Source organism: Mesorhizobium sp. WSM4306, from assembly GCF_007003975.1.
GTDB lineage: Bacteria > Pseudomonadota > Alphaproteobacteria > Rhizobiales > Rhizobiaceae > Mesorhizobium.
Genome location: NZ_VFTC01000046.1, coordinates 17,166 through 35,602, shown reverse-complemented (window position 1 = coordinate 35,602; position 18,437 = coordinate 17,166). Strand labels below are relative to the sequence as shown.

Annotated in this window: 25 protein-coding genes and 1 riboswitch; of the genes, 8 read left to right on the top strand and 17 right to left on the bottom strand. The window is 63.8% G+C overall.

What is annotated here, in order from left to right:
* Positions 1 to 282: 282 nt before the first annotated feature.
* Together FJV77_RS30880 and FJV77_RS30875 are read right to left on the bottom strand one after the other, a co-directional pair.
* On the bottom strand, positions 283 to 975 hold the full coding sequence (locus FJV77_RS30880; protein WP_142870113.1) for a GcrA cell cycle regulator: 693 nt from the start codon (positions 973 to 975) through the stop codon (positions 283 to 285).
* A gap of 83 nt (positions 976 to 1,058) precedes the next feature.
* Positions 1,059 to 1,427 carry a hypothetical protein gene (locus FJV77_RS30875; protein WP_142870112.1) on the bottom strand — a complete coding sequence of 123 codons (369 nt, stop codon included), beginning with the start codon at positions 1,425 to 1,427 and terminating at the stop codon, positions 1,059 to 1,061.
* An 80-nt stretch (positions 1,428 to 1,507) separates the two neighbouring features.
* Here FJV77_RS30875 and FJV77_RS30870 point away from each other — a divergent pair, with 80 nt between their 5' ends.
* Both FJV77_RS30870 and FJV77_RS30865 read left to right on the top strand, forming a co-directional pair.
* Complete coding sequence (locus FJV77_RS30870; RefSeq protein ID WP_142870111.1) at positions 1,508 to 2,170, top strand: S24 family peptidase; 663 nt, start codon at positions 1,508 to 1,510, stop codon at positions 2,168 to 2,170.
* Between the two features lie 141 nt (positions 2,171 to 2,311).
* A complete protein-coding gene (locus tag FJV77_RS30865; RefSeq protein WP_142880266.1) occupies positions 2,312 to 3,361 on the top strand; it encodes a tetratricopeptide repeat protein in 1,050 nt (349 codons plus the stop codon).
* Between the two features lie 90 nt (positions 3,362 to 3,451).
* Here the strand turns inward: FJV77_RS30865 and FJV77_RS30860 are convergent, their stop codons facing one another.
* From FJV77_RS30860 to FJV77_RS30845, 4 genes are all read right to left on the bottom strand, one after another.
* On the bottom strand, positions 3,452 to 4,456 hold the full coding sequence (locus FJV77_RS30860; protein WP_142870109.1) for an ABC transporter substrate-binding protein: 1,005 nt from the start codon (positions 4,454 to 4,456) through the stop codon (positions 3,452 to 3,454).
* Complete coding sequence (locus FJV77_RS30855) at positions 4,453 to 5,241, bottom strand: ABC transporter ATP-binding protein (protein ID WP_142870108.1); 789 nt, start codon at positions 5,239 to 5,241, stop codon at positions 4,453 to 4,455. The genes FJV77_RS30860 and FJV77_RS30855 overlap by 4 nt, the downstream gene beginning before the upstream one ends.
* The gene (locus tag FJV77_RS30850) at positions 5,238 to 6,134 is read right to left on the bottom strand and encodes an ABC transporter permease (protein WP_348643854.1); all 897 of its coding nucleotides are present in this window, start codon (positions 6,132 to 6,134) and stop codon (positions 5,238 to 5,240) included. The genes FJV77_RS30855 and FJV77_RS30850 overlap by 4 nt, the downstream gene beginning before the upstream one ends.
* Positions 6,135 to 6,326: 192 nt before the next feature.
* The gene (locus FJV77_RS30845) at positions 6,327 to 6,935 is read right to left on the bottom strand and encodes a YkoF family thiamine/hydroxymethylpyrimidine-binding protein (protein WP_142870107.1); all 609 of its coding nucleotides are present in this window, start codon (positions 6,933 to 6,935) and stop codon (positions 6,327 to 6,329) included.
* A riboswitch (TPP riboswitch) is annotated at positions 6,926 to 7,038 on the bottom strand. (Overlaps the previous gene by 10 nt.)
* A gap of 193 nt (positions 7,039 to 7,231) precedes the next feature.
* Between FJV77_RS30845 and FJV77_RS30840 the strand changes: the two genes are divergently transcribed.
* Positions 7,232 to 7,597: a hypothetical protein gene (locus tag FJV77_RS30840; RefSeq protein ID WP_112566792.1), complete on the top strand. Its 366-nt coding sequence runs from the start codon at positions 7,232 to 7,234 to the stop codon at positions 7,595 to 7,597.
* Between the two features lie 130 nt (positions 7,598 to 7,727).
* On the opposite strand, the gene FJV77_RS30835 is transcribed toward FJV77_RS30840, so the two are convergent.
* The 3 genes from FJV77_RS30835 to FJV77_RS30825 all read right to left on the bottom strand — a co-directional run bounded on the left by FJV77_RS30835 (position 7,728) and on the right by FJV77_RS30825 (position 8,679).
* Entirely contained in the window at positions 7,728 to 7,967 is a 240-nt protein-coding gene (locus FJV77_RS30835) for a DUF2934 domain-containing protein (protein WP_142870106.1), read from the bottom strand.
* 87 nt (positions 7,968 to 8,054) lie between these two features.
* A complete protein-coding gene (locus tag FJV77_RS30830) occupies positions 8,055 to 8,258 on the bottom strand; it encodes a hypothetical protein (protein ID WP_142870105.1) in 204 nt (67 codons plus the stop codon).
* A 91-nt stretch (positions 8,259 to 8,349) separates the two neighbouring features.
* Entirely contained in the window at positions 8,350 to 8,679 is a 330-nt protein-coding gene (locus FJV77_RS30825) for a DUF1236 domain-containing protein (RefSeq protein WP_142870104.1), read from the bottom strand.
* A 209-nt stretch (positions 8,680 to 8,888) separates the two neighbouring features.
* Here FJV77_RS30825 and FJV77_RS30820 point away from each other — a divergent pair, with 209 nt between their 5' ends.
* Positions 8,889 to 9,185: a DUF982 domain-containing protein gene (locus tag FJV77_RS30820; RefSeq protein ID WP_246691439.1), complete on the top strand. Its 297-nt coding sequence runs from the start codon at positions 8,889 to 8,891 to the stop codon at positions 9,183 to 9,185.
* Here FJV77_RS30820 and FJV77_RS30815 read toward each other — a convergent pair.
* Positions 9,145 to 9,444 carry a hypothetical protein gene (locus FJV77_RS30815; RefSeq protein ID WP_142870103.1) on the bottom strand — a complete coding sequence of 100 codons (300 nt, stop codon included), beginning with the start codon at positions 9,442 to 9,444 and terminating at the stop codon, positions 9,145 to 9,147. The two genes, FJV77_RS30820 and FJV77_RS30815, sit on opposite strands and share 41 nt — an antisense overlap.
* A 184-nt stretch (positions 9,445 to 9,628) precedes the next feature.
* Here FJV77_RS30815 and FJV77_RS30810 point away from each other — a divergent pair, with 184 nt between their 5' ends.
* The 3 genes from FJV77_RS30810 to FJV77_RS30800 all read left to right on the top strand — a co-directional run bounded on the left by FJV77_RS30810 (position 9,629) and on the right by FJV77_RS30800 (position 10,535).
* Entirely contained in the window at positions 9,629 to 9,901 is a 273-nt protein-coding gene (locus FJV77_RS30810) for a hypothetical protein (RefSeq protein ID WP_142870102.1), read from the top strand.
* Between the two features lie 97 nt (positions 9,902 to 9,998).
* On the top strand, positions 9,999 to 10,283 hold the full coding sequence (locus FJV77_RS30805; RefSeq protein ID WP_142870101.1) for a PRC-barrel domain containing protein: 285 nt from the start codon (positions 9,999 to 10,001) through the stop codon (positions 10,281 to 10,283).
* Between the two features lie 102 nt (positions 10,284 to 10,385).
* On the top strand, positions 10,386 to 10,535 hold the full coding sequence (locus tag FJV77_RS30800) for a hypothetical protein (RefSeq protein WP_142870100.1): 150 nt from the start codon (positions 10,386 to 10,388) through the stop codon (positions 10,533 to 10,535).
* 143 nt (positions 10,536 to 10,678) lie between these two features.
* Here the strand turns inward: FJV77_RS30800 and FJV77_RS30795 are convergent, their stop codons facing one another.
* The 4 genes from FJV77_RS30795 to FJV77_RS30780 form a co-directional block, all read right to left on the bottom strand.
* Positions 10,679 to 10,900, bottom strand: coding sequence for a hypothetical protein (locus FJV77_RS30795; RefSeq protein WP_142870099.1), 222 nt, complete (start codon positions 10,898 to 10,900; stop codon positions 10,679 to 10,681).
* 274 nt (positions 10,901 to 11,174) lie between these two features.
* On the bottom strand, positions 11,175 to 11,582 hold the full coding sequence (locus FJV77_RS30790; RefSeq protein WP_142870098.1) for a hypothetical protein: 408 nt from the start codon (positions 11,580 to 11,582) through the stop codon (positions 11,175 to 11,177).
* Between the two features lie 189 nt (positions 11,583 to 11,771).
* Positions 11,772 to 12,539 (bottom strand): hypothetical protein, encoded by a 768-nt coding sequence (locus tag FJV77_RS30785; RefSeq protein ID WP_142870097.1) that lies wholly within the window; start codon positions 12,537 to 12,539, stop codon positions 11,772 to 11,774.
* Between the two features lie 481 nt (positions 12,540 to 13,020).
* The gene (locus FJV77_RS30780) at positions 13,021 to 13,257 is read right to left on the bottom strand and encodes a hypothetical protein (protein WP_142870096.1); all 237 of its coding nucleotides are present in this window, start codon (positions 13,255 to 13,257) and stop codon (positions 13,021 to 13,023) included.
* 230 nt (positions 13,258 to 13,487) lie between these two features.
* On the opposite strand from FJV77_RS30780, the gene dinB reads away from it, so the two are divergent.
* A complete protein-coding gene (gene dinB, locus FJV77_RS30775) occupies positions 13,488 to 14,729 on the top strand; it encodes a DNA polymerase IV (RefSeq protein ID WP_142870095.1) in 1,242 nt (413 codons plus the stop codon).
* A gap of 3 nt (positions 14,730 to 14,732) precedes the next feature.
* On the opposite strand, the gene FJV77_RS30770 is transcribed toward dinB, so the two are convergent.
* From FJV77_RS30770 to FJV77_RS30760, 3 genes are read right to left on the bottom strand one after another with little or no spacing between them, the layout of a single operon-like run.
* Positions 14,733 to 15,074, bottom strand: coding sequence for an excalibur calcium-binding domain-containing protein (locus tag FJV77_RS30770; protein WP_142870094.1), 342 nt, complete (start codon positions 15,072 to 15,074; stop codon positions 14,733 to 14,735).
* 35 nt (positions 15,075 to 15,109) lie between these two features.
* Complete coding sequence (locus FJV77_RS30765; protein ID WP_246691438.1) at positions 15,110 to 16,405, bottom strand: HlyD family type I secretion periplasmic adaptor subunit; 1,296 nt, start codon at positions 16,403 to 16,405, stop codon at positions 15,110 to 15,112.
* An 11-nt stretch (positions 16,406 to 16,416) separates the two neighbouring features.
* On the bottom strand, positions 16,417 to 18,420 hold the full coding sequence (locus FJV77_RS30760) for a type I secretion system permease/ATPase (RefSeq protein ID WP_246691437.1): 2,004 nt from the start codon (positions 18,418 to 18,420) through the stop codon (positions 16,417 to 16,419).
* Positions 18,421 to 18,437 lie beyond the last annotated feature (17 nt).

The following is an 18,437-nucleotide window of genomic DNA, read 5'->3' as shown; positions in this document are numbered from 1 at the left end:
GACGGAAAACCGCCGTCTTACGGGGCATGCGCATGTGGCATTTCGATTCACCCCTCACTTTCCCCGGACAGCCCTGCATGAAATGGGGAGAGGTGGGGGGGGGCAGCCGAGACGGAGAGGGGCAGCGCGGTGTCTGTGAACATGCTCTCGGACGAGATGAAACGGGCTTGGTAGGAAAGCTTGCTTCATAACCGGTTTCTGACTTCACGGAGGGCGTCCCCCTCTCCGTCTCGGCTTCGCCGAGCCACCTCTCCCCCGCGTTGCGGAGGCGAGGAACGGAGGTCACACCACCTCCACCACAGGCCGGTGGAAGCGCGCCTGATGATATTCGCAGTAGCTTTTCAGCGCCCTTGTGCGCAGGCCGCAGCACAGCATGTCCGGTCCCGGCCGGCTTCCTGGCTCATCATTTTCGGGGTCTTCCTCCAGCGTCAGGTCGAGCGGCGCGCGGCAGCGGTTGAACAGGCAGTCGATGAAGCGCATGGCGGCGACATGCGGCTGGCGACCGATTGCGACGCGGCGCGGCGACGGCACCTTGAAGCGGTAGACCTCACCGTCCACCACCAGTCGCCCCTCGCCCGGGATCGAGCGTGCCGGCCGAGGCAGCGACATTGGCCTGGCTGGTGGCTGACGGGCCGGTTTCGCGACCGGCGCGGTTGATGCTGCCTGCTTCGAAACTTCTGGCCGCCTTGCGGGCTTGGCTGGCTGCACCGGCGGATTCTTCCTGGCCCTGTTCTCATTGGCCGCAGCGATCCCCGCCGCATTCTTCTTGGCCCGACCGCCGGATCGGCCACTCTTGGGATTGGCGAAGCCGATCGCCTTCAATGCACTGTTGCGGTGGACGATGCCAATGATCGCGTTTCGCGAGACCGGGGTGCCGCGCAACGCGGCGAAGCGGACGGCGATACGGGTGGCCGACAGGCCATCCCTGAGCCATACGGCAATCTCCTGCAATTCGGTCTCGGTATAGGCAGTCATGTCGGATCCATTGATTTGCGCGCAAAGGCGGGCCCTCAGCTTGAGGGCCAAGGCAGAGGTTCAGAACGTCGGGTTCGGTGTTGTCAGGCGGTGCTGGCGGCCGGCAGAGAGCCGACGAGATGCCGCAATGCAGCTTCCGCTGCCGCCTTGGTGAGGGCGGAGACCGCCCTGCCCGTCAGCCGGTCGAACAGGATGACGGTGCCGTCTTCCGTGCGGATGCAGGAGATGCCCTGCCCGCCGGAAGTAGCCCCTGGCGCAACGGCGGCGCCCTGGCGCAAAAAGGTGGCCGGAGCCGGGAGAGGAACGGCTCCGGCCGTTCCGGTCGACAGGGGGAGGCCGACCGGATCCGGGGCAAAGGCCCCGGTTTGCGTCCGGACCGGGGAGGAGGACAGCCCGGACGATTGCGAAAAGCTGACAATGCCTGCGGAAAAGCTTGCGGTTTGTTCGATCATGCGCTAAGCGTACGATATGTACGAAACGTACGCAAGCGAAATCGTACGTATTGGACGATAATTTTCAGGCAATTTGTACGATGCAAGAACCGAGGCACAGATTGCAGCAGGCACGGGCGGAGGCGGGTTATGCCTCGCCGAGCGACGCCGCGCGGGCATTGCGCGACATCAACAAGAACACGTTGATCAGCCACGAGAACGGCAACCGGCCGCTGTCGCGCAAGGCGGCGGAGAAATACGGCCGCCTGTTCGGCGTCGACCCCGGCTGGCTGCTGTTCAATGGCGAGAGCGGTAGCCTTTCAGGCGGCCATTTCGGCTTTGACGAGGCGGGCCGGCAGATACCGATGCCGTCGCTGGCCACGGTCGACGTGCCCATCGTCTCGTGGATCAGCGCCGGCGAACTCGGCAGCCAGGACATGGTGGTCAATCTCAGCGACTATCCGACCATCCCCACCACCGATCTCGAGCAGGGCCAATGGATTGCGCTGCGCGTCGACGGCCCGTCGATGAACAAGATCTCGCCGCCGGATTCGATCATCTTCGTCAACCTGCGCGACAAGCGCTTGGTGACCAATGGCTGCTACGTCATTTCCGACGAAAGCGGCCAGGCCACCTACAAGCGCTATCGCCCCAACGAGAACCCGCCCTTCCAGCCGGCCTCCTACATGGACATCCCGCCGCCGGCGCTCGAAGGCGCTATCACCATCATCGGCCGGGTGAAGCGCTCGATGATCGATATGTGAGGGGCTACAGCCGCGGCACCGCTTTGCCTTCGGCCTCGAAATCTGAACGTTGCTCTTTCTCGACGCCGCAATTTCTGCTTGCATGGCAAGCAGCCGTCGGTGTCGGCCGAGGTCAATGGTTTTCGGGGGAGAACCGGCGAAATGACGAACCGGGAAGGCGTGGGCGAAAGCCGGCTGATACGGCTGGTGCGAAAATGGCGCCTGCCGCTGTTGCTGCTGCTGACCGGCCTCGTCGCGGTGGACATCCGCGGCGCGATGGGGATCGCCGCCAATCTCACCTATGCGGCCTGCATCGGCAATGCGGCCGACCCCAGCCGGCGGATCGAAGCCTGCACGCAAATCATCGATAACCAGGCCGACGCTCCTGACAAGCGTGCGACAGCCTACTTCAAGCGCGCCTACGCCTGGTCCATGGAAGGTGATCTCGACCGCGCCATCGCCGATAGCGACCAGGCGATAGGCCTCAATCCTGAATACGCATCCGCTTACTACAACCGAGGCTACGACTGGGCCACGAAAGGCGATTACGACCGGGCCATTGCCGATTATAGTCAGGCGATCGCCTTCGACCCGAAAAGCAGCGCTGCTTACAACAACCGAGGCCTTGGCTGGTCGTACAAGGGCGACAATGACCGGGCCATCGCGGATTACAACCTGGCGATCATCGCCGATCCCAAGAACGCATCCGCATACCTCAACCGGGGCGGCGCATGGGCGGCGGAGGGCGCCTTCGATCACGCCATCGCCGACTACAACCGGGCCATTGCCCTCGATCCGACACTCATCGGGGTCTATGAAAACCGTGGCCTGAGCTGGGGCGGCAAAGGCGACTACAACCGCGCCATCGCCGATTTCAACGTGGCTATCGGCCTCGATCCGAAACGCGCCTACGCCTACTACGGCCGGGGTCTAGCCTGGTCCAACAAGGGCGACGACGACCGCGCCATCGCCGACTACGACAAGGCCGTGGACCTCGACCCGAAGTTGGCCGATGCCTACTACGCGCTGGGCCTCGCCTGGGCGCACAAGGGCGACCACGACCAGGCCATCGTCGACTACGACCAGGCAATCGCGCTCAATCAGAAATCCGCCGATTTCTACAACGCCCGAAGCGCCTCCTGGAAGGCGAAGGGGAACCGCGAACGCGCCGAGGCCGACCGGAAGACGGCGGCAAGCCTCGGCGGGAAGTAGGTTGCCAGAAAGGAAGGTCGCATTCCTTCGCACCCCCCTCTGGCCTACCGGCCATCTCCCCGCAAGGGGGAAGATCAGCAGTTCGAGCCCTTACGCCAGAAACTCATTGCTGAAATACGCTCCAAAGTCCGGTCGCTCCTTCAGCGCCTTGCCGTCGGCGTCGAGCAATATGCCGGCGTTGAAGAGGTAGGTTCCGATCGCCTCGACCTTGGCCTTGTCGATGGTGCCGATGACGCCATCCTGGCTGCGCAAAAAGTGCCCGTCGACCAGCATCTTCAGCGAGGCGTGGACCAGCGCCGGGTCGGTCAGCGCGTCCTTGTTGGAAGCGATCAGCAGGTCGCCGGCTTCTTGCGGATGATCGACGGCGAATTGGTAGCCGCGCCGCGTTGCCTCGACGAATGCCGAAGCCGCTTTCGGGTTTGCCTGGAGAAAGGCATCGCTGGAGGCGATGACGGTGGTATGCTCGTCGGGCACACCATAATCGGCATAACGGAAGCCGCGTTGCCGGATGCCTTTCAGTTCGGCGTCGACGCCTTCCCAGGTCGAGACTTCCAGCGTGAAATCGACAGAGCCGTTGGCCAGCGATTCATAGGCCGAGGTGCCGAGCGTCACCGTCTCGAAACTGCCCTTGCCGCCATCGTGGCGGATGATGGTCGAGATCAGCGTGTTTTCCCAGGCGCTGCCGAAGCCGCCATAGGTCAGACCATCGAGATTCTTCGGGCTCTTGATCTCGCTGCGATCCGCGTTGAAGACCAGTCGTCCGGTCTCTTGCTGCACCACTGCGTAGACCGCCTTGAGGTCGGCGCCGGCGGCGCGCTGGGTGAACAGGCCGACGCCGGCAATGCCGAAATCGGCGATGCGGTTTGCGACCAGCGTGCCGGCGCCGGTATCGCCGTAAGGCAGGATGTCGACGGTGAGCCCGGCCTCGTCGTAAAAGCCTTTGTCGCGGGCCACAAACAGGCCGATATGGTTGGTGTTGACCGTCCAGTCGAGCGCGACGGTGACTTTTTGCGCAGCCGCATGGGCGCGCGAGGCAAGCGGCAGTCCGGCAGCCAGCGTCAAAAGCAGCGCTTGCCGGCGGGTGAATTCGGTCATGATGATCTCCTTTGAGCGGTCTGCGGGAACGAGGCTCGGTCAGCCCCGGGATTGAGAAGCGTGTCGAGGATTTCGGCTTCGAGCACAGCGGCCTGGCGCGCGGCATCGCTGCCGGCGGCGCGCGGTCGCGACAGCGGCACGGCAATCTCGCTGACGATGCGGGCGGGCCGTGACGACAGGAGATAAATGCGGTCCGACAGGGACACCGCTTCACGCACGTCATGGGTGATCAGCAGCGCCGTCCAGCGATGACGCCGCCACATGCCTTCCAGCCAGCGCTGCATGGCCGCGCGTGTCAGCGCATCCAGCGCGCCAAAGGGCTCGTCGAGCAGCAGCATGTCGCGTTGCTGCACCACGGTGCGCAAAAGCGCGGCGCGCTGGCGCATGCCGCCGGAGAGTTCCGCCGGCCAGGCGCGCTCGAAGCCGGCAAGGCCGAACTCGGCGAACAGCGGCGCGACTTGCTCGCGCGCCTCGCGGCGCTTCATGCCCTGCACCTCCAGCCCCAGCGTCACATTGTCGATGACGCGCCGCCACGGCATCAGCGCGTCGCGCTGCGGCATGAAGGCGAAATGGCGGCCATGGTCGTCGAGTGGCGCACCGTCGAAGCGCATGTCGCCCTCACCTTTCAGCGCGCCGGTCAGCAGTTGGAACAGCGTCGACTTGCCGGCGCCGGAGGGACCGAGGATGGAGACGAACTCGCCGGCCGCGACGTGAAGCGAAATGCCGGCAAGCACCTCCAGCGCGCCGAAGCTTTTTCTGACATTGCGGAGTTCGAGCCGTGTCATCGGCTCTCTCCCGAAGGCTTGCCGTCGCGGCTCTCGCTCCCCGCATTTTCCCAAGGCATGGCGAGACGATGGATGAGCACTGCAAGGCCGGACAAAGCAAGCGTGAGCACCGCACTGACGGCGACGGCAGCGAGCACCAGATCGGGGCGGAAATTGTTCTTGGCGTTGAGCATGTAGATGCCCAGCCCTTTCGCCGCGCCGGCATATTCGGCGAAGATCGCACCGACAACGGCGTAGGTGATGGAGATGCGCAGCCCGGCGAAGAAGTATGGCAGCGCAGAAGGCAACCGAGCCAGCCAGAAGATGCGCCAGCGCCCTGCCCCCATGGCGGCGAGCATCTGGGAAATCTCCTTGTTCGTCGCGGCAAAACCTTCGACCAGCGCCACCATCATCGGGAAGAAGGTGACGAGCGCCACAAGGAAGATTTTGGGCATCAGCCCGAAGCCGAACCACAGCACGATGAGCGGCGCGATGGCGACCAGCGGCAAGGTCTGGCTGACGATCAGCAGCGGGAAGAGCGCGCGGCGCAGTGGGGTCAAAAAGTCGACCAGCGCCGAAAGCACGAACGCAGCGGCCAACGAGCAAGCAAAGCCGGCAAGCGTGGCACGGATGGTCGGAAGCGTGTTGTCGGCAAGGGCGGCGCGGTTTTCCCAGGCTTGCAGCAGCACGCGGGACGGCGCCGGCAGCATGCCGTGCGTGACGCCGCCATAGCGGGCGTAGAGCTCCCAGGCCGCGAGGAGCAGGGTGAAGGAGATGGCGGCGGGGATGGCCTTGGCGATGGCGGCGGCTGATCTCCCCCCTTGGGGGGGAGATGTCGCCGAAGGCGACAGAGGGGGTCGTCTCGCATAGAGCGCCCACGCCCTACCGACGCGAAGAGGACGTCGGCGCTCCACGCGCTCGGACCCCCTCTGGCCTGCCGGCCATTTCCCCCTCGAGGGGGGAGATTCGCTGGCATCGCGGCCTTCGCCAATCGCAGAAGATTCCACTCCGCCTCGCTGATCAGAAGCGGAGGCATCTCCCCCACGCAATGGGTTGGACGAAACAGCCACGACAATTTCCCTCAACGGCGCGCGGACAGACGCGGCTCAGACGGCGCTCGGGCTGTTCGCAGAAATCGTGATGTCGAGGGTGACGTGGCCGGCGCCCGGGCCGAAGCGGCAGAAGGCCTCAGTGAGCGTTGCAAACACCGCTCCGGCATCGCCACGCAGTTTGGTGCAGAAGTTCTTCGAGCGTTCAAAGACGCCGGACTGCTTCAGGAAATCGATGCAGCCATAGATCTCGTCCATGTGGTCGCCCGTACCCATCACATAGAGCGAGAACTGCGCCGCCACCGGCTGGTCGGTCGATGGCGTGGCCTGGACGGCGCGGATCGCGGCGACCTTGCGCTCCTCCAGCGCAATGGCGGGGCCGCCGGTCTCGTCGGAGCTGCAGATCGGATCGTCGGGCTCACCTGGACAGCCACGCGAAACCGCAGCCGAAAGCACGCAGTGCTTGCCGCTTTTGGCGGCCGCCACGAACAGGTCGCGCATGGCTGGAAACAACACCTCGGGCGGCCCGACCAGAAGCGTCGAGATGTCGTCGGTCTCGATCCTCAGCCGGTCGCGCCAGGGATCGAGCGCACCGAGCGCGCCAAGGATGACGCCGACGAAATCGTCGGTCATGGGATAAAGGGAAATCTGTGCGCCGGAAAACATCGCCCGCCTCGCTCCGCTGGTATTATCCAGATCAGCTTTAGGGTCCGAAGGCTTGCCGCCCTCATCTCAGCCCCGACTGTACGGAGCACCCCTGTGGATGGGCGGGTTAAAGCACTGTTCGAGGCATTGGGGAAGAGTATTTTTCGACTGTCATCGCAAAGTGTGTTGGGCCAGGTTTCTTGGCTCATGAAAATCCGCATCATTTTCGAAAGTTGAATTCGTTCAAATTGTACGCGTCATCCTTGACGAAATATCGTACATAAAGTACGATATTTCCTTTGAACAAGGGGAATTCCGTGAGCACAGCGAACCATGCCGCCTTCGCCGACCTCTCCCGCCCGCTGTTGTCACTGCCGCTGCTGCCGCCCTTGTCGCTCGACCAGCGCGAACGCGTTGCCGGAGCATGGCGAATGGCCAGCCAGGACATCGCCGACGATATTCGTTTCATCCGCCAATATTTGAAAGTGATTGCCGAGAAGGACGAGAGGCTGTCGACCGGCACACTCGTTCACAGCCGCGCCTATGTCGAAGCCTGCGCCGGCTGGCTGCCGCAGACGGTGGCGCGCTATCTGCGCCACCTGCGCCAGATCACCGAATGCGAACTGGTCATGACAGCTGCCGGTATCCGCTTTGCCCTGTCGAGTTATGCCTGGGAGGCATAGGGCATCACGGGATCTTCATGCACAATGAATTGCGCTCCCCGTTGGAGGCGCAATTCGTCGGGTTAAGAGATCCGGGCGCGCCGAACGGCGACGTCCAGAACGAGGCCGCCCGGGCGAATTCTGCCCTTGCCTATTTCGACTTGGCCTTGCCGGACTTTGCGGCCGCCGGCTTTGCAGCCTTGGGCTTGGCGTCGGCCTTGACGGGCTTCGCAGCAGCCTTCTTCGCCGCCTTCTTCGGTTTGGCGGGCGCACCATCTATTTCGGCCGTGGCCTGTTCCCAGTGCTCCTGATGCGCACCTTCTGGTCGGCCGGCCTGTTCCCAAATCTCGTGTGCCCGCTGGCGAATGCGGTCCTGTCTGTCGTCCGTCACTTAAGCCTCCGTGGTTGGGTCCGATCGGTTGGTCCAGATTCCACGAAAACATTAGCCGAAATTTGAGCCGGCGTCTTGAGTGTGCTTTCAATGCGGATCGGAAACGATCGCAACGCCGAGCAGCGCCGCTTTCTTGGTGATCAGCCCGGCGAGGTCGGCATCCGACCGATCCGTGCCGGTGCGCTCCCGCAGCAGCTCAATCGCTTCCCTCATCGACAACAGCGCGGTACTGCGCTCAGCCAACAGCTTGTCGCAACACGCCGCCACATTGATCTCGACATGCGGCAACATGGGCAATGCTCCTTTCATCATTCGGCCCTGCCGCCCCTTATTGGGATGAACGACAGGGCCGTATTGGTGGTTCCGTCAGGTGTGGTCAGCGTTATTCGACCACCTCAACGATCCTGCGCGTGCTGGGATCGACCAACACCGTATGGTTATCGACCACAGCGTATCTGTACTGAACGTCAGGAACCTCCTGCAGTTCCACAGTGTCGGGCAAGGCGGAGCCGACATTCAACTCGACGCCGAGAAGACTGACCGAGGCCAGCGGATGTTTTTTTACGTATTGGCGTACAACCGTGCGCTGTTCGGGGGTGATGATCACCTGCTGCTGCGCCGGCTGCGTGACGATGACCTCGTCGGCCACGGCAACGCCGAGACCTGCGATCATGACGAGCCCGGCGACGGCGGGAATAAGGACGGTTTTCATCTTCGTCTCCTGTCGTTGTTTGCGAGCTCCGCCGAGCTCCCGCACGAGGCGAAAACATAACGGATCAAATTGGCGGGCTCCTGGAGGCAAACGCCGCCGGTACGGTCTAGTTCCGTAAGTGGAGACTAATTGATCGGTCCCATCCGCCATTGCTGCTGGAATCGCACAGGCATGATTCGCATTGAAGACAATCCTCGGAGACCTTCAATATGGACGATATGCGGCTCCAAATCCCGGTGGTGATTGCGGTCGGCGCAGGCTTCAAACGCGATATCACGACGTTGGCCGAGATGCAGAATTTTAGGGCCGGACACTTGACCAAGGACCAGGCGGGGCGGGCTTTCACAGCCTTTGCAGAAACGGCCGGTATTGCCTGGACCGGCATTGATCCGGTGACTGCGCTACGCCTGGCCAAAGGCTGGAACCGGCCGGCCCCGGTCCACACTGTAGAGACCTCAAGCAAGGTCATTGCTGCGGTGGCTGCACAGGCACCTCGCCGGGCTTGATCACCGGCGTTTTGCCCTGATCCGGCGGCGGCTGCGTCATGCCCTGGTCACCGGTGGGCGGCGGCTGCAGCACGCCGCCGCAAGAACCAAGATCGGCGGTCGAATTGCCATTGCCGTCATCGGCGGGAGGCGGCTGCTGGCCGCCATCCTGGGGCTGAGCCTGGCAAGGCACGGGAGGAGTGCCCTCGCCGCTGTCTTGCGCGGCGGCAGGGCCGGCAAGTGCCAGCAGCGCGCACGGCATGAAAACAAGGATCTTCATTGTCCGGTCTCCGTCTGGAATCGTCTTCTTTTGGCAAATGCAACCCAGCGGCAATTGGTTCCCCAAGTGGTTCCCCCACGTGGTTCCCAGGTCGTTCCCAAGCAAGGTGGACCGGTTTCGGGAACCTGCTTGCCGGCGGCGAGTTCCACCTTCTCGATGCAGGCACTGACCAGGGAGAAAAATTATGGACCCGCGTAGAAAGCCAAACGACGAAGTGGAAGCGCCGACACCGCGCCAACAGGACTGGGATGCGCTGCGTGGCGCAAGGATCCTGCCCGACGGGGCAGATGAGGAAAGCCTGCCGGACACCACCGGTGTCGAGAAGGAAGGCGACCTGCCCGAGGAAGACGACGACAACCCCTATCAGGACAGTGACGATGCCTTGCCCGACGATGCCGAGGAAGCCGCCATCGGTCGCGACCCGGCGCGGCGCGGTGGCCCTTTCGACGAGGTGTAGGCTCGAAGCAGTCTGCACCGGACTTTCGTAGTCTTTACCGGAACTCTTCGCCTGTTCGCTGGTTAGGAAATTGTCCCAAACCTAGAGGAGATAGGTCATGGATCACACCAATCACGCACGACTTGCCAGCACGGAACTGACGCCCGACATACTCGAAGGCGCGACCATCTATGGTCCTGACGATGAGAAGATCGGTTCTGTCGATCATCTGCATGGCAGTCAGGTCGTCATCGACGTCGGCGGCTTTCTTGGTATCGGCGCCAAGCCGGTTGCTGTCACCACCAGCCAGCTGGACTTCATGCGCGACGAGGATGGCGACGTCCACGCCGTGACCAGCTGGACCAAAGACCAGCTCAAGGCGATGCCGGAGCATCGCGACTGATATTTTCGAAGGGTCCGGCTGCGGCCGAGCCCCTTCGTTCGGCACGCCAGTGCGCCCTGGCGGTTTGGCTTCAGCGGCGCTCTGGTGATCAGGGAGAGACCGATGATCAGAAAACTCAAATCAGGGAAATACCGCCTCTATTCGCGCAAGGTCGATGAAAAGACCGGACGACGACGCAACCTCGGCACCTTCGACAGCCGCGAGGCGGCCGAGAAACACGAACGCGAAGTCCAGTATTTCAAGCGCCATTGAGATCGCTCCCCGACCTCTTCAGAGCGCGCACAAGCAATCGCCTGACGCTGAGCGTGTGCTACGCGCACGCTCCGACGGCTACCTGCGAGCCGGCGCCGGGCAACCGTCGGCGCTTGAGTGCCGACGGGCGCGCGACCGGACCTTCAGTTCGATGCGGAATCGCCCAGCGCCTCGGTGACGAAGGACGCCGCGATCAGGTCGTCGGCATCGATGCGTAGGGAGCCTTCGCTATCTCCCATGATGGCTGCGACCTTCTGGAATGTCTGCATCTCGTATTCGGTAATCCTGGCATTTCGCATCCTGGCCTTCAGATCGGCAACGCGTCGGCCCAGTGAGGCGGACGCCCCGATTTCTCTTTTCGACATGGTGTCGTGCTCCTCCCCCAACCCATGCTTGGTTTTGCCCTCTGCCCGCTTGGCTGTACCCATTGCTGCCTATTTATAAGGCAGCACGAATACAGTCGCGGCAACGCGCGGTACTTGGGAAGGTTCCAGCGCCAAATGGTCACGAAATAATACGGGAGGGCCGGCAGCCCAAGGCCTCGACAGGCGCCGCAACCACCGGCTGCGGCCATCAAACCAAACCAACCCCCGTCGCTGTTGGCGATGAGGGCCGGACTGCGATCGCCTTATCGAACAGTCAGCGAGAGGCAGACGGTACGGCTGCGGCCGAACGCGCGGTTTCGGCTGAGAACACCACGAAAGCAAAAACCAGAACGGCAGCGGCGACGATCAGCGAGCCGCCGGCAACGACAGGCTCAATCGCCGGATTTCCCTGCAACATCACGTAGAGGGCGGGCAGCATGATCACCACGCCAACCGTATAGAGCCAGTAGTGGATCATGGCGATGCGGCGTGCCGCCTTTTGTGGATTGAGCGCGTAGTAGCCGCCGAAGATGGCGCTGGTCACCCAGCCCAGCAGGTTGATGTGCGCATGCGCCGGAAAAGCGCTGTGATCGCCTGAGATCGCCATTTGCAGGCCAGCCGCGATCCCCAGTACGAGGAACACGATGGCGGTTTTGAAAAAGAGCTCTGAAACCCTAGGCATGTCGTTATCCCCCGATGCCGTTTACTCGGCATTGAAGGCTACACTCGGGAGCGAAGATTTTCCATGCCGTACTTGGGTTAGCAACGCTTTTCCCCAAGGACCGGCAGTTCCGCCGGCCCGTCAAAAAAGCCGCCGGGGCGAACCCCGGCGGCTTGGTCATTCGATTGGCCGTTTTAGCCGCGATCGACTTTACGGCGTTGCCGGAGGAGCTAGCGTGGCGGCCATCTGGTCGATCTTGTCGGCAAGCACGCCGTTGGCCCAGTCGGTAACCTCGGCGTCGACCGGCTTGTTGGCCATATCGGCGAGTGCGTCATCGAGCGATGGGATGTCGGCAGTGGCGGTGTCGGCCGCCGTCTGGGCCGCGGCAGCTGCTGTCTCAGCATCCGTGACCGCGGCTTCCAGATCCGCCATCGTTGCGTCCTGGGCCGCCTGCTCCGCGGGCGTTGGAGGCGTAATGGCGTTCGCCGCGTCGAACAGCGCCTGCTGGTCCGTCACCGCCTTCTGGGCTTCCGTCACCGCAGCATTTGCCTCATCAAGCGCGGCTTGGGCGTTCTTGGCAACTGCCGACGCCGTCACATAAGCCTGAACGCCGGCGAACTTCTTGCTCTTGGAGTTCATATAGGCGTTGATGTTGCGTTGCAGCGAGTTCAGCCGGCCAAGCTTGGCGTGGATATTCTTTTCCTTGGGCGTCGCGGCGACTTCGACGTCATCGACAGCCTGGTCGTCGGTCGAGGCCTTCTTGCCGGCATGAGCCGCTGCCGATTTGCCATGCGTAGCGCTGTTGCCGGATTTGCCGCCGCCATTGCCGTTGCCGCCGCCATTGCCGCCGCCATTGCCACCACCATGGCCGTGGCCACCACCGTTGCCACCACCATTACCACCAGCACCAGCCAGGGCCGGAGAGGCCAGGAGCGCAAACGCGGCAAGCGCCGCCAAAAGAGTTTTTCGGGATGTCATGATACCTCCTCGGGGGATAGCCCACCTCCGCCGACTCGCTATAGCAGCGCCATATGAGAATTTGCTAATTCCATGGGGTAAACTTTAGATAAATGTGGTTGCGATACGCGATGATCGGCTTGAAAAAGGCTGGAGACATTTCTGTAACCGATTGAAATATAAGATAAATATGGAAACCACAGAGCCGATTCGGCCCTTTGCGCGACTGACGCCCCTATACTGATCAGACCTTAGGCCCAATTGGCTGTGATACTTAGGTCGACGCCAGCGGAACCATGACCGTCGTCGCGTAACTTAACGAGCAGGCGTCGAATACCGGATTCGACATCACCAGGCAGCCATCAACATGATGATCGAGCTTCCGGTAGAGCCGCCGAGGCGGAGGGATCGAGCGCCAGAACGCAGGCGTTCGGAGCACCGCCGATGGTTGATTGGGCCGCCCGGGAAGGACGGCCCTTTCAAGCGCTTGCGGCATTTGAGCCTATGGCATCAGCAGGATATCGGCACCCGGCTGTTCGTCGAACAGCACGGCGCAGCCGCGTCCCAGCGCCACCGCCGACAGTGCGTTGGCGACTGCCTCGTCCGGCGACACAAAATCACCGGTCAGCACCCGCAACTCTTCCACGGCCTTGGCCATAGACACGCAGTGCCCGGCAGCGCGATCGCTCGCGCAAGCGTCAACGACGCTGACGAGGTCGATCATTTCGAACTGGCCCATACCGGCCTCCACGAAACAGTGTCCCATCGAGACAATGAACGCGGGGGCGAGAGACAATGTTCCCTGCGCCAGCGGCAAGGCGGATCAATCGACGGCCGGTTCTCCAGCCAGTTCACTGGGAGGTAAGTGCCTCGCTTGACAGCAGACCCTGTTTGTTCTCTATTTGTTTGTCAAAACCACCCCTAGCAACAGACGCGGCTAATGCTGCGACGCCTAAAGGAACGGCCGGGATGGAACCCACCATCCTGCATGCGGATCTCGATGCCTTCTATGCCTCGGTCGAGCAGCTGCTCGACCCGTCGCTCAGGGGCAAGCCGATTGCCGTCGGCGGCGGTGTCGTGCTGGCCGCATCCTACGAGGCCAGGGTTTTTGGTGTGCGCGGCGGGATGCCGGGGCGGCGTGCGCGGGAGCTTTGCCCGCAGTTGATCTTTGTCGGCGGAAATTTCGGCGAGTACCAGAGGCTGGGCGACGCCGCGATCAAAGTGCTCGACGATTTCACGCCGCTGGTCGAGCGCATCTCGATCGACGAGGCCTTTGCCGATGTCGCCGGCTGCACGCATCTGTTCGGGTCGGCGGCCGAGATCGCCGCCAGGGTGCGGCGGCGTGTACGGGCCGAACTCGGCCTGCCGATCTCGGTCGGCGTGGCGCGCACCAAGCACCTGGCCAAGATCGCCTCGCAAGTGGCGAAACCCGACGGACTGGTGGTGGTCGATCCGGCAACGGAGCTCGCCTTCCTGCACGACCTGCCGGTCGGGTTGATGTGGGGCGTCGGCCCGGCGACCAAAGCGCGGCTGGCCGAGATCGGCATCGAGACCATCGGCCAGTTGGCCAAGACCCACAGCGGCGCGTTGCGCCGGCTGCTCGGCCCCGCTGCAGGCGAGAAGCTGGCATCGCTGGCGTGGAACCGCGATCCGCGAAAACTCGACACGCACCGGCGGGCGCATTCGGCCGGCGCGCAGTCGGCGCTCGGCAAGCGGCCGGTCGAGGCCCATGTGTTCGGACCTGTTCTTCTGCATCTGGCAGACCGGGTCGCCAGCCGGCTCAGGGCAAAATCGCGACCCGGCCGCACGGTGACGGTGCGGGTGCGTTTCGCCGATCTGCACGCGGTCACGCGCTCGGTGACACTCGACCAGCCGATTTCGGCGACGGCGATGCTGGCCGAAATCGCCGAGGAGCTGGTGCGCGGCGTGCTGGCCGCCAACCCTCGGGAGAAGACCATCTCGCTGCTGGCGATCTCGGTGTCGCAGCTGGAAGAAAGTGCCGAGATGCAGCTCGAACTGCCGCTCGGCCTCGATGACGAGAAGCAGCGGCCCGGCAGCAAAAAGGGCCTGGCGCGCTTTGGCGCCGACCGTGCCATCGACAAGATCCGCCAGCGCTTTGGCAGAGAGGCCGTCGGTTATGGCGCGGTGGCGCTGGAAGCCCGACGCTCGGTCCCCGACGCCTTCCGCGAACTAGCGGAAAAGGAGCTGTGAGACCTATCGGCCGGTGCGCCAATAGCGATGCACCTTGACGCCGCTTGCATTTGCCCCATTCCACGACTCGCAAGCGATGCCGTCATGGTCGGCGTCGTGCGTCGGCCAGTAGCCCGGTTCTCCCAAATGCGCAGGGGCCAGGCCGACGGCACGGGCAGCGCTACAGTTCGGAAATGCCGCAAGGTGCCTGAGCACGGCCCAGGGCGAGTCGAACCGAACGCCCAGGAAGCCGTAGACGATGTAGCCGAACAGCAGGATGAATGGGGCCAGCAAGGCCAGCCATCTCAACCTGCCCGACCTGCCATAGCGGCGATGCATTGGCCAACGCAGGAACGGCAGGAGCATTTTGGCACGCCCCCCTTTTGGCACGCCTTGGGGCCTCACTCCCTGAAGGCGCGGTTGATCTGGTCTTGCAGCGGCTTGACGAGGTAGGAAATCACGGTTCGGTCGGCGGTCTTGATGAAGGATTCGACCGGCATGCCCGGAACCAGCTTGATCTCGCCAAGGCGAGCCACTTCCGCGCTCGTGGTCGCGATGCGCACGGTGTAGTAGCTGATGCCGGTGCGCTGGTCGGTGGTCGTGTCCGGCGAGGTGCGCTCGACCGTGCCGTTGATCTGCGGCGTGGTGCGCTGGTTGAAGGCCGAGAAGCGCAGTGCGGCCGGCTGGCCGACCCAGAGCTGGTCGATGTCGCTCGGCGCGATCCTGGCCTCGACGGCCAGGCTGTCGCTGTCGGGCACGATCTGCATGATCGTCTGGCCAGGGGTGATGACGCCGCCGATTGTGTGGGCAATGGACTGCTGCACGACGCCGTCCTGCGGCGCTCGGATGTCGATGCGTCTGAGTTGGTCCTCGGCGGCGATCTTGCGCTCCGTCAGTTCGCCGACCTTGGCGTCGATCTCGCGCAAATCCTTGTTGACCTCGGTGCCGAGTTCGAGATCGATCTGGAGGATCTGCAAATTGATCTCGGCAATCTTGCCCTGGGCCTGCGCCTGGGCCGCGATCAGCTGGCTGCGCTCGCCGTCGAGCCGTGCCGACTCGCGCTCCATGGCCGTCAGGCGGTCGATGGAAATCAGCCGCTTTTTCCACAGCTCCCGTATGCTGGCCAATTCCTCCTCGACGAGCGTGATTTCTTTCGACTTGGCGTCTGCCTGGCCCGTGTTCCCCACGATTTCCTTCTGCAGCTGGAGGATGCGCTCCTGCAACTGGCTCTTCTGGCCGGAACGGCCCGCACGCCTTGTCTCGAAAACCTGTAGCTCGCCGGCCATGATCTCGGCGATCGCCGGATCATCGCGGCGATCGAGCAGGTCCTTTGGAAAGGCGATGGCGTCGGCGCCCTGGCGCTCGGCTTCGAGGCGCGCCTCGCGTGCCGACAGCTGGTCGAGCGCCTTGGTCACCACGGCAAGGTTGGCTGCCGGCATGGTGGGATCGAGGCGCACGAGCAGCGCACCGCGCTTGACGCGGTCGCCGTCGCGCACGGCGATCTCGCCGACGATGCCTCCGGTCGAATGCTGCACGTCCTTGACGTGGGAATCGACGACGAGGACCCCGGTGGCGATGACCGCTCCGGAAATGCGGGTCAGCGATGCCCAGCCGCCGACACCGCCAACCAGCAGCGCGACCGCGACGAGGCCGAAACGCATATAGCGTCGAATGGATTGGTGGGAGGAGCTCAGCATCGTTCCTGCCTTCATTCGCCTGCCGCCACCGCCCCGGGCGTCGGCTCTTCGGTGGCGAGCCTGAGACGTGGCACGGCGACCACCGATGGCTGCGGCCGCGGGAACAGCTTGGCCAAAACGTCGTCCTTGAGGCCGAAAGCCTGGACGCGGCCCTGGTTCATGGCGAGGATGAAATCGACCGTGGCGAGCGCGCTCGGCCGGTGTGCCACCAGCACGACGATGCCGCCGCGCTCCCGCACCCCCATGATCGCCTGCAGCAGCGCCTTCTCACCTTCGGCATCGAGGTTTGAATTCGGCTCATCGAGCACCACCAGGAAAGGATCGCGATAGAGCGCACGGGCCAGCGCGATGCGCTGGCGCTGGCCGGCCGACACGGCTTCGCCGAGCTCGCCGATCTGGGTTTCGTAACCGTCGCGGAAACCGACGATGAGATCATGCGCGCCGGCGGCATTGGCCGCGGCAATGATCGATGCGGGATCGGCATCGGGCTCGAAACGCGCGATGTTCTCGGCGACCGTGCCGGCAAACAGCTCCACATCCTGCGGCAGATAACCGATGAAGCGGCCGCGATCCTCCGCCGACCACTGGTCGAGGTCGGCGCCGTCGAGGCGGATCCTGCCGGCAGCGGGCTCCCAGGCCCCGACGAGCGCCCTGACCAGCGTCGACTTGCCCGAACCGCTCTGGCCGATGACGCCGACGGCGTGTCCCGCCTCAAGGGCAAAGCTGGCGTCATGCACCAGCGGGCGCTGTGTGCCGGGAGCCGCGACGCTGACGCCCTGCATGAACACGTGGCGGCTTGGGACCGGCATCGCCATCGGATCGGCGTCGGCCGGCACCGCTGCGAGAATCCTGGTCAGCCGCCGCCAGCCTTGCCGCGCCGTCAGGAAGCCTTTCCAGTTGGCGATGACCAGGTCGACGGGGGCCAGCGCGCGGCCGCTCAGGATCGAGGCGGTGATGATGATGCCCGCGGTCGCCTGCTGCTCGATCACCAGCCAGGCACCGACGCCGAGCATGGCCGATTGCAGCAGCATACGCAGCACCTTGGACACGGCGCCGAAGCCGCCGGCGATATCGCTGACACGCCGCTGCTCGGCAAGATAGTCGCGGTTGGCGTCTTCCCATCGCTTGATCATTCTGCCGCCCATGCCAAGAGCCGCGATCACTTCCGCGTTGCGGTTGCCGGTGGACGTCAGGCCGTTGCGGATGATGCCAGTCTGGGTGCCGGAGGTAACCGGCTTGCGTGTCAGCCGCTCGGCAAAGACGGTCAAAAAGACGAGCACGATCGCGCCGACCAGGGCAGTCAGGCCGAGAAGCACGTGGAACATGAAGATGACGGCCAGATAGAGCGGCAGCCACGGCAGATCGAACAAAGCGGTCGGGCCGCTGCCCGACAGGAAGGCACGCACGCTGTCGAGGTCTCGCACTGACTGCATGCTGTCGCCGTTCCGCCCGACCTTGAGCGGCAGCTTGAGGACGCTGGAGTAAACGCGGGTGCCGAGCGCCTCGTCGAGGGCGCCGCCGATGCGCACCATAATGCGGCCGCGCACGAGATCGAGCACGCCCTGCCCGGCGTAAAGGATGACGACGAGCACGCTGAGGCCGATCAGGGTCGGCATGCTGCGGCTCGGCAGCACGCGGTCGTAGACTTCGAGCATGTAGATCGATCCGGCGAGCATCAGCACGTTGAGCACGCCGCTGAACAGCGCGACCGCGGCGAAGGCTGAACGGCAGGCGGCAAGTGCGGCAGCGAGTTCGGGCGTCGCGGGTCCCGCTGCCGGCCGCTTTGCCCTCCCCGGCTGTGGCTTGCCGTCGGCCAGGCGAACCGAGGGTGGAGTCATGGCAGGCTCACGGCGAGAAGACCTCCAGATGTAGAGCAAAAGCAGCGCGCCGAGCGTTCCGCCAAGAACCGCCCAGCGCGCGCTGATTTCCGACACCACCAACTGCACTTCGCCAAATGCGAGCACAAACACGCCGGTGGCGAGGATGAGCTTCAGAAATCTGGCCAGCAGTGTCATGCGGAACGCTTCCTGGC

Bases quoted from the DNA above. Each gene is read 5' to 3' on its own strand.
- FJV77_RS30780 (WP_142870096.1), bottom strand. From the start codon at position 13,257: ATGGGCCAGTTCGAAATGATCGACCTCGTCAGCGTCGTTGACGCTTGC.
- FJV77_RS30810 (WP_142870102.1), top strand. From the start codon at position 9,629: ATGGACCCGCGTAGAAAGCCAAACGACGAAGTGGAAGCGCCGACACCG.
- FJV77_RS30860 (WP_142870109.1), bottom strand. From the start codon at position 4,456: ATGACCGAATTCACCCGCCGGCAAGCGCTGCTTTTGACGCTGGCTGCC.
- FJV77_RS30875 (WP_142870112.1), bottom strand. From the start codon at position 1,427: ATGATCGAACAAACCGCAAGCTTTTCCGCAGGCATTGTCAGCTTTTCG.
- FJV77_RS30790 (WP_142870098.1), bottom strand. From the start codon at position 11,582: ATGCCTAGGGTTTCAGAGCTCTTTTTCAAAACCGCCATCGTGTTCCTC.
- FJV77_RS30855 (WP_142870108.1), bottom strand. From the start codon at position 5,241: ATGACACGGCTCGAACTCCGCAATGTCAGAAAAAGCTTCGGCGCGCTG.
- FJV77_RS30880 (WP_142870113.1), bottom strand. From the start codon at position 975: ATGACTGCCTATACCGAGACCGAATTGCAGGAGATTGCCGTATGGCTC.
- FJV77_RS30845 (WP_142870107.1), bottom strand. From the start codon at position 6,935: ATGTTTTCCGGCGCACAGATTTCCCTTTATCCCATGACCGACGATTTC.
- FJV77_RS30760 (WP_246691437.1), bottom strand. From the start codon at position 18,420: ATGACACTGCTGGCCAGATTTCTGAAGCTCATCCTCGCCACCGGCGTG.
- FJV77_RS30830 (WP_142870105.1), bottom strand. From the start codon at position 8,258: ATGTTGCCGCATGTCGAGATCAATGTGGCGGCGTGTTGCGACAAGCTG.
- FJV77_RS30865 (WP_142880266.1), top strand. From the start codon at position 2,312: ATGACGAACCGGGAAGGCGTGGGCGAAAGCCGGCTGATACGGCTGGTG.
- dinB (WP_142870095.1), top strand. From the start codon at position 13,488: ATGGAACCCACCATCCTGCATGCGGATCTCGATGCCTTCTATGCCTCG.
- FJV77_RS30825 (WP_142870104.1), bottom strand. From the start codon at position 8,679: ATGAAAACCGTCCTTATTCCCGCCGTCGCCGGGCTCGTCATGATCGCA.
- FJV77_RS30795 (WP_142870099.1), bottom strand. From the start codon at position 10,900: ATGTCGAAAAGAGAAATCGGGGCGTCCGCCTCACTGGGCCGACGCGTT.
- FJV77_RS30820 (WP_246691439.1), top strand. From the start codon at position 8,889: ATGGACGATATGCGGCTCCAAATCCCGGTGGTGATTGCGGTCGGCGCA.
- FJV77_RS30770 (WP_142870094.1), bottom strand. From the start codon at position 15,074: ATGCTCCTGCCGTTCCTGCGTTGGCCAATGCATCGCCGCTATGGCAGG.
- FJV77_RS30870 (WP_142870111.1), top strand. From the start codon at position 1,508: ATGCAAGAACCGAGGCACAGATTGCAGCAGGCACGGGCGGAGGCGGGT.
- FJV77_RS30800 (WP_142870100.1), top strand. From the start codon at position 10,386: ATGATCAGAAAACTCAAATCAGGGAAATACCGCCTCTATTCGCGCAAG.
- FJV77_RS30765 (WP_246691438.1), bottom strand. From the start codon at position 16,405: ATGCTGAGCTCCTCCCACCAATCCATTCGACGCTATATGCGTTTCGGC.
- FJV77_RS30805 (WP_142870101.1), top strand. From the start codon at position 9,999: ATGGATCACACCAATCACGCACGACTTGCCAGCACGGAACTGACGCCC.
- FJV77_RS30785 (WP_142870097.1), bottom strand. From the start codon at position 12,539: ATGACATCCCGAAAAACTCTTTTGGCGGCGCTTGCCGCGTTTGCGCTC.
- FJV77_RS30815 (WP_142870103.1), bottom strand. From the start codon at position 9,444: ATGAAGATCCTTGTTTTCATGCCGTGCGCGCTGCTGGCACTTGCCGGC.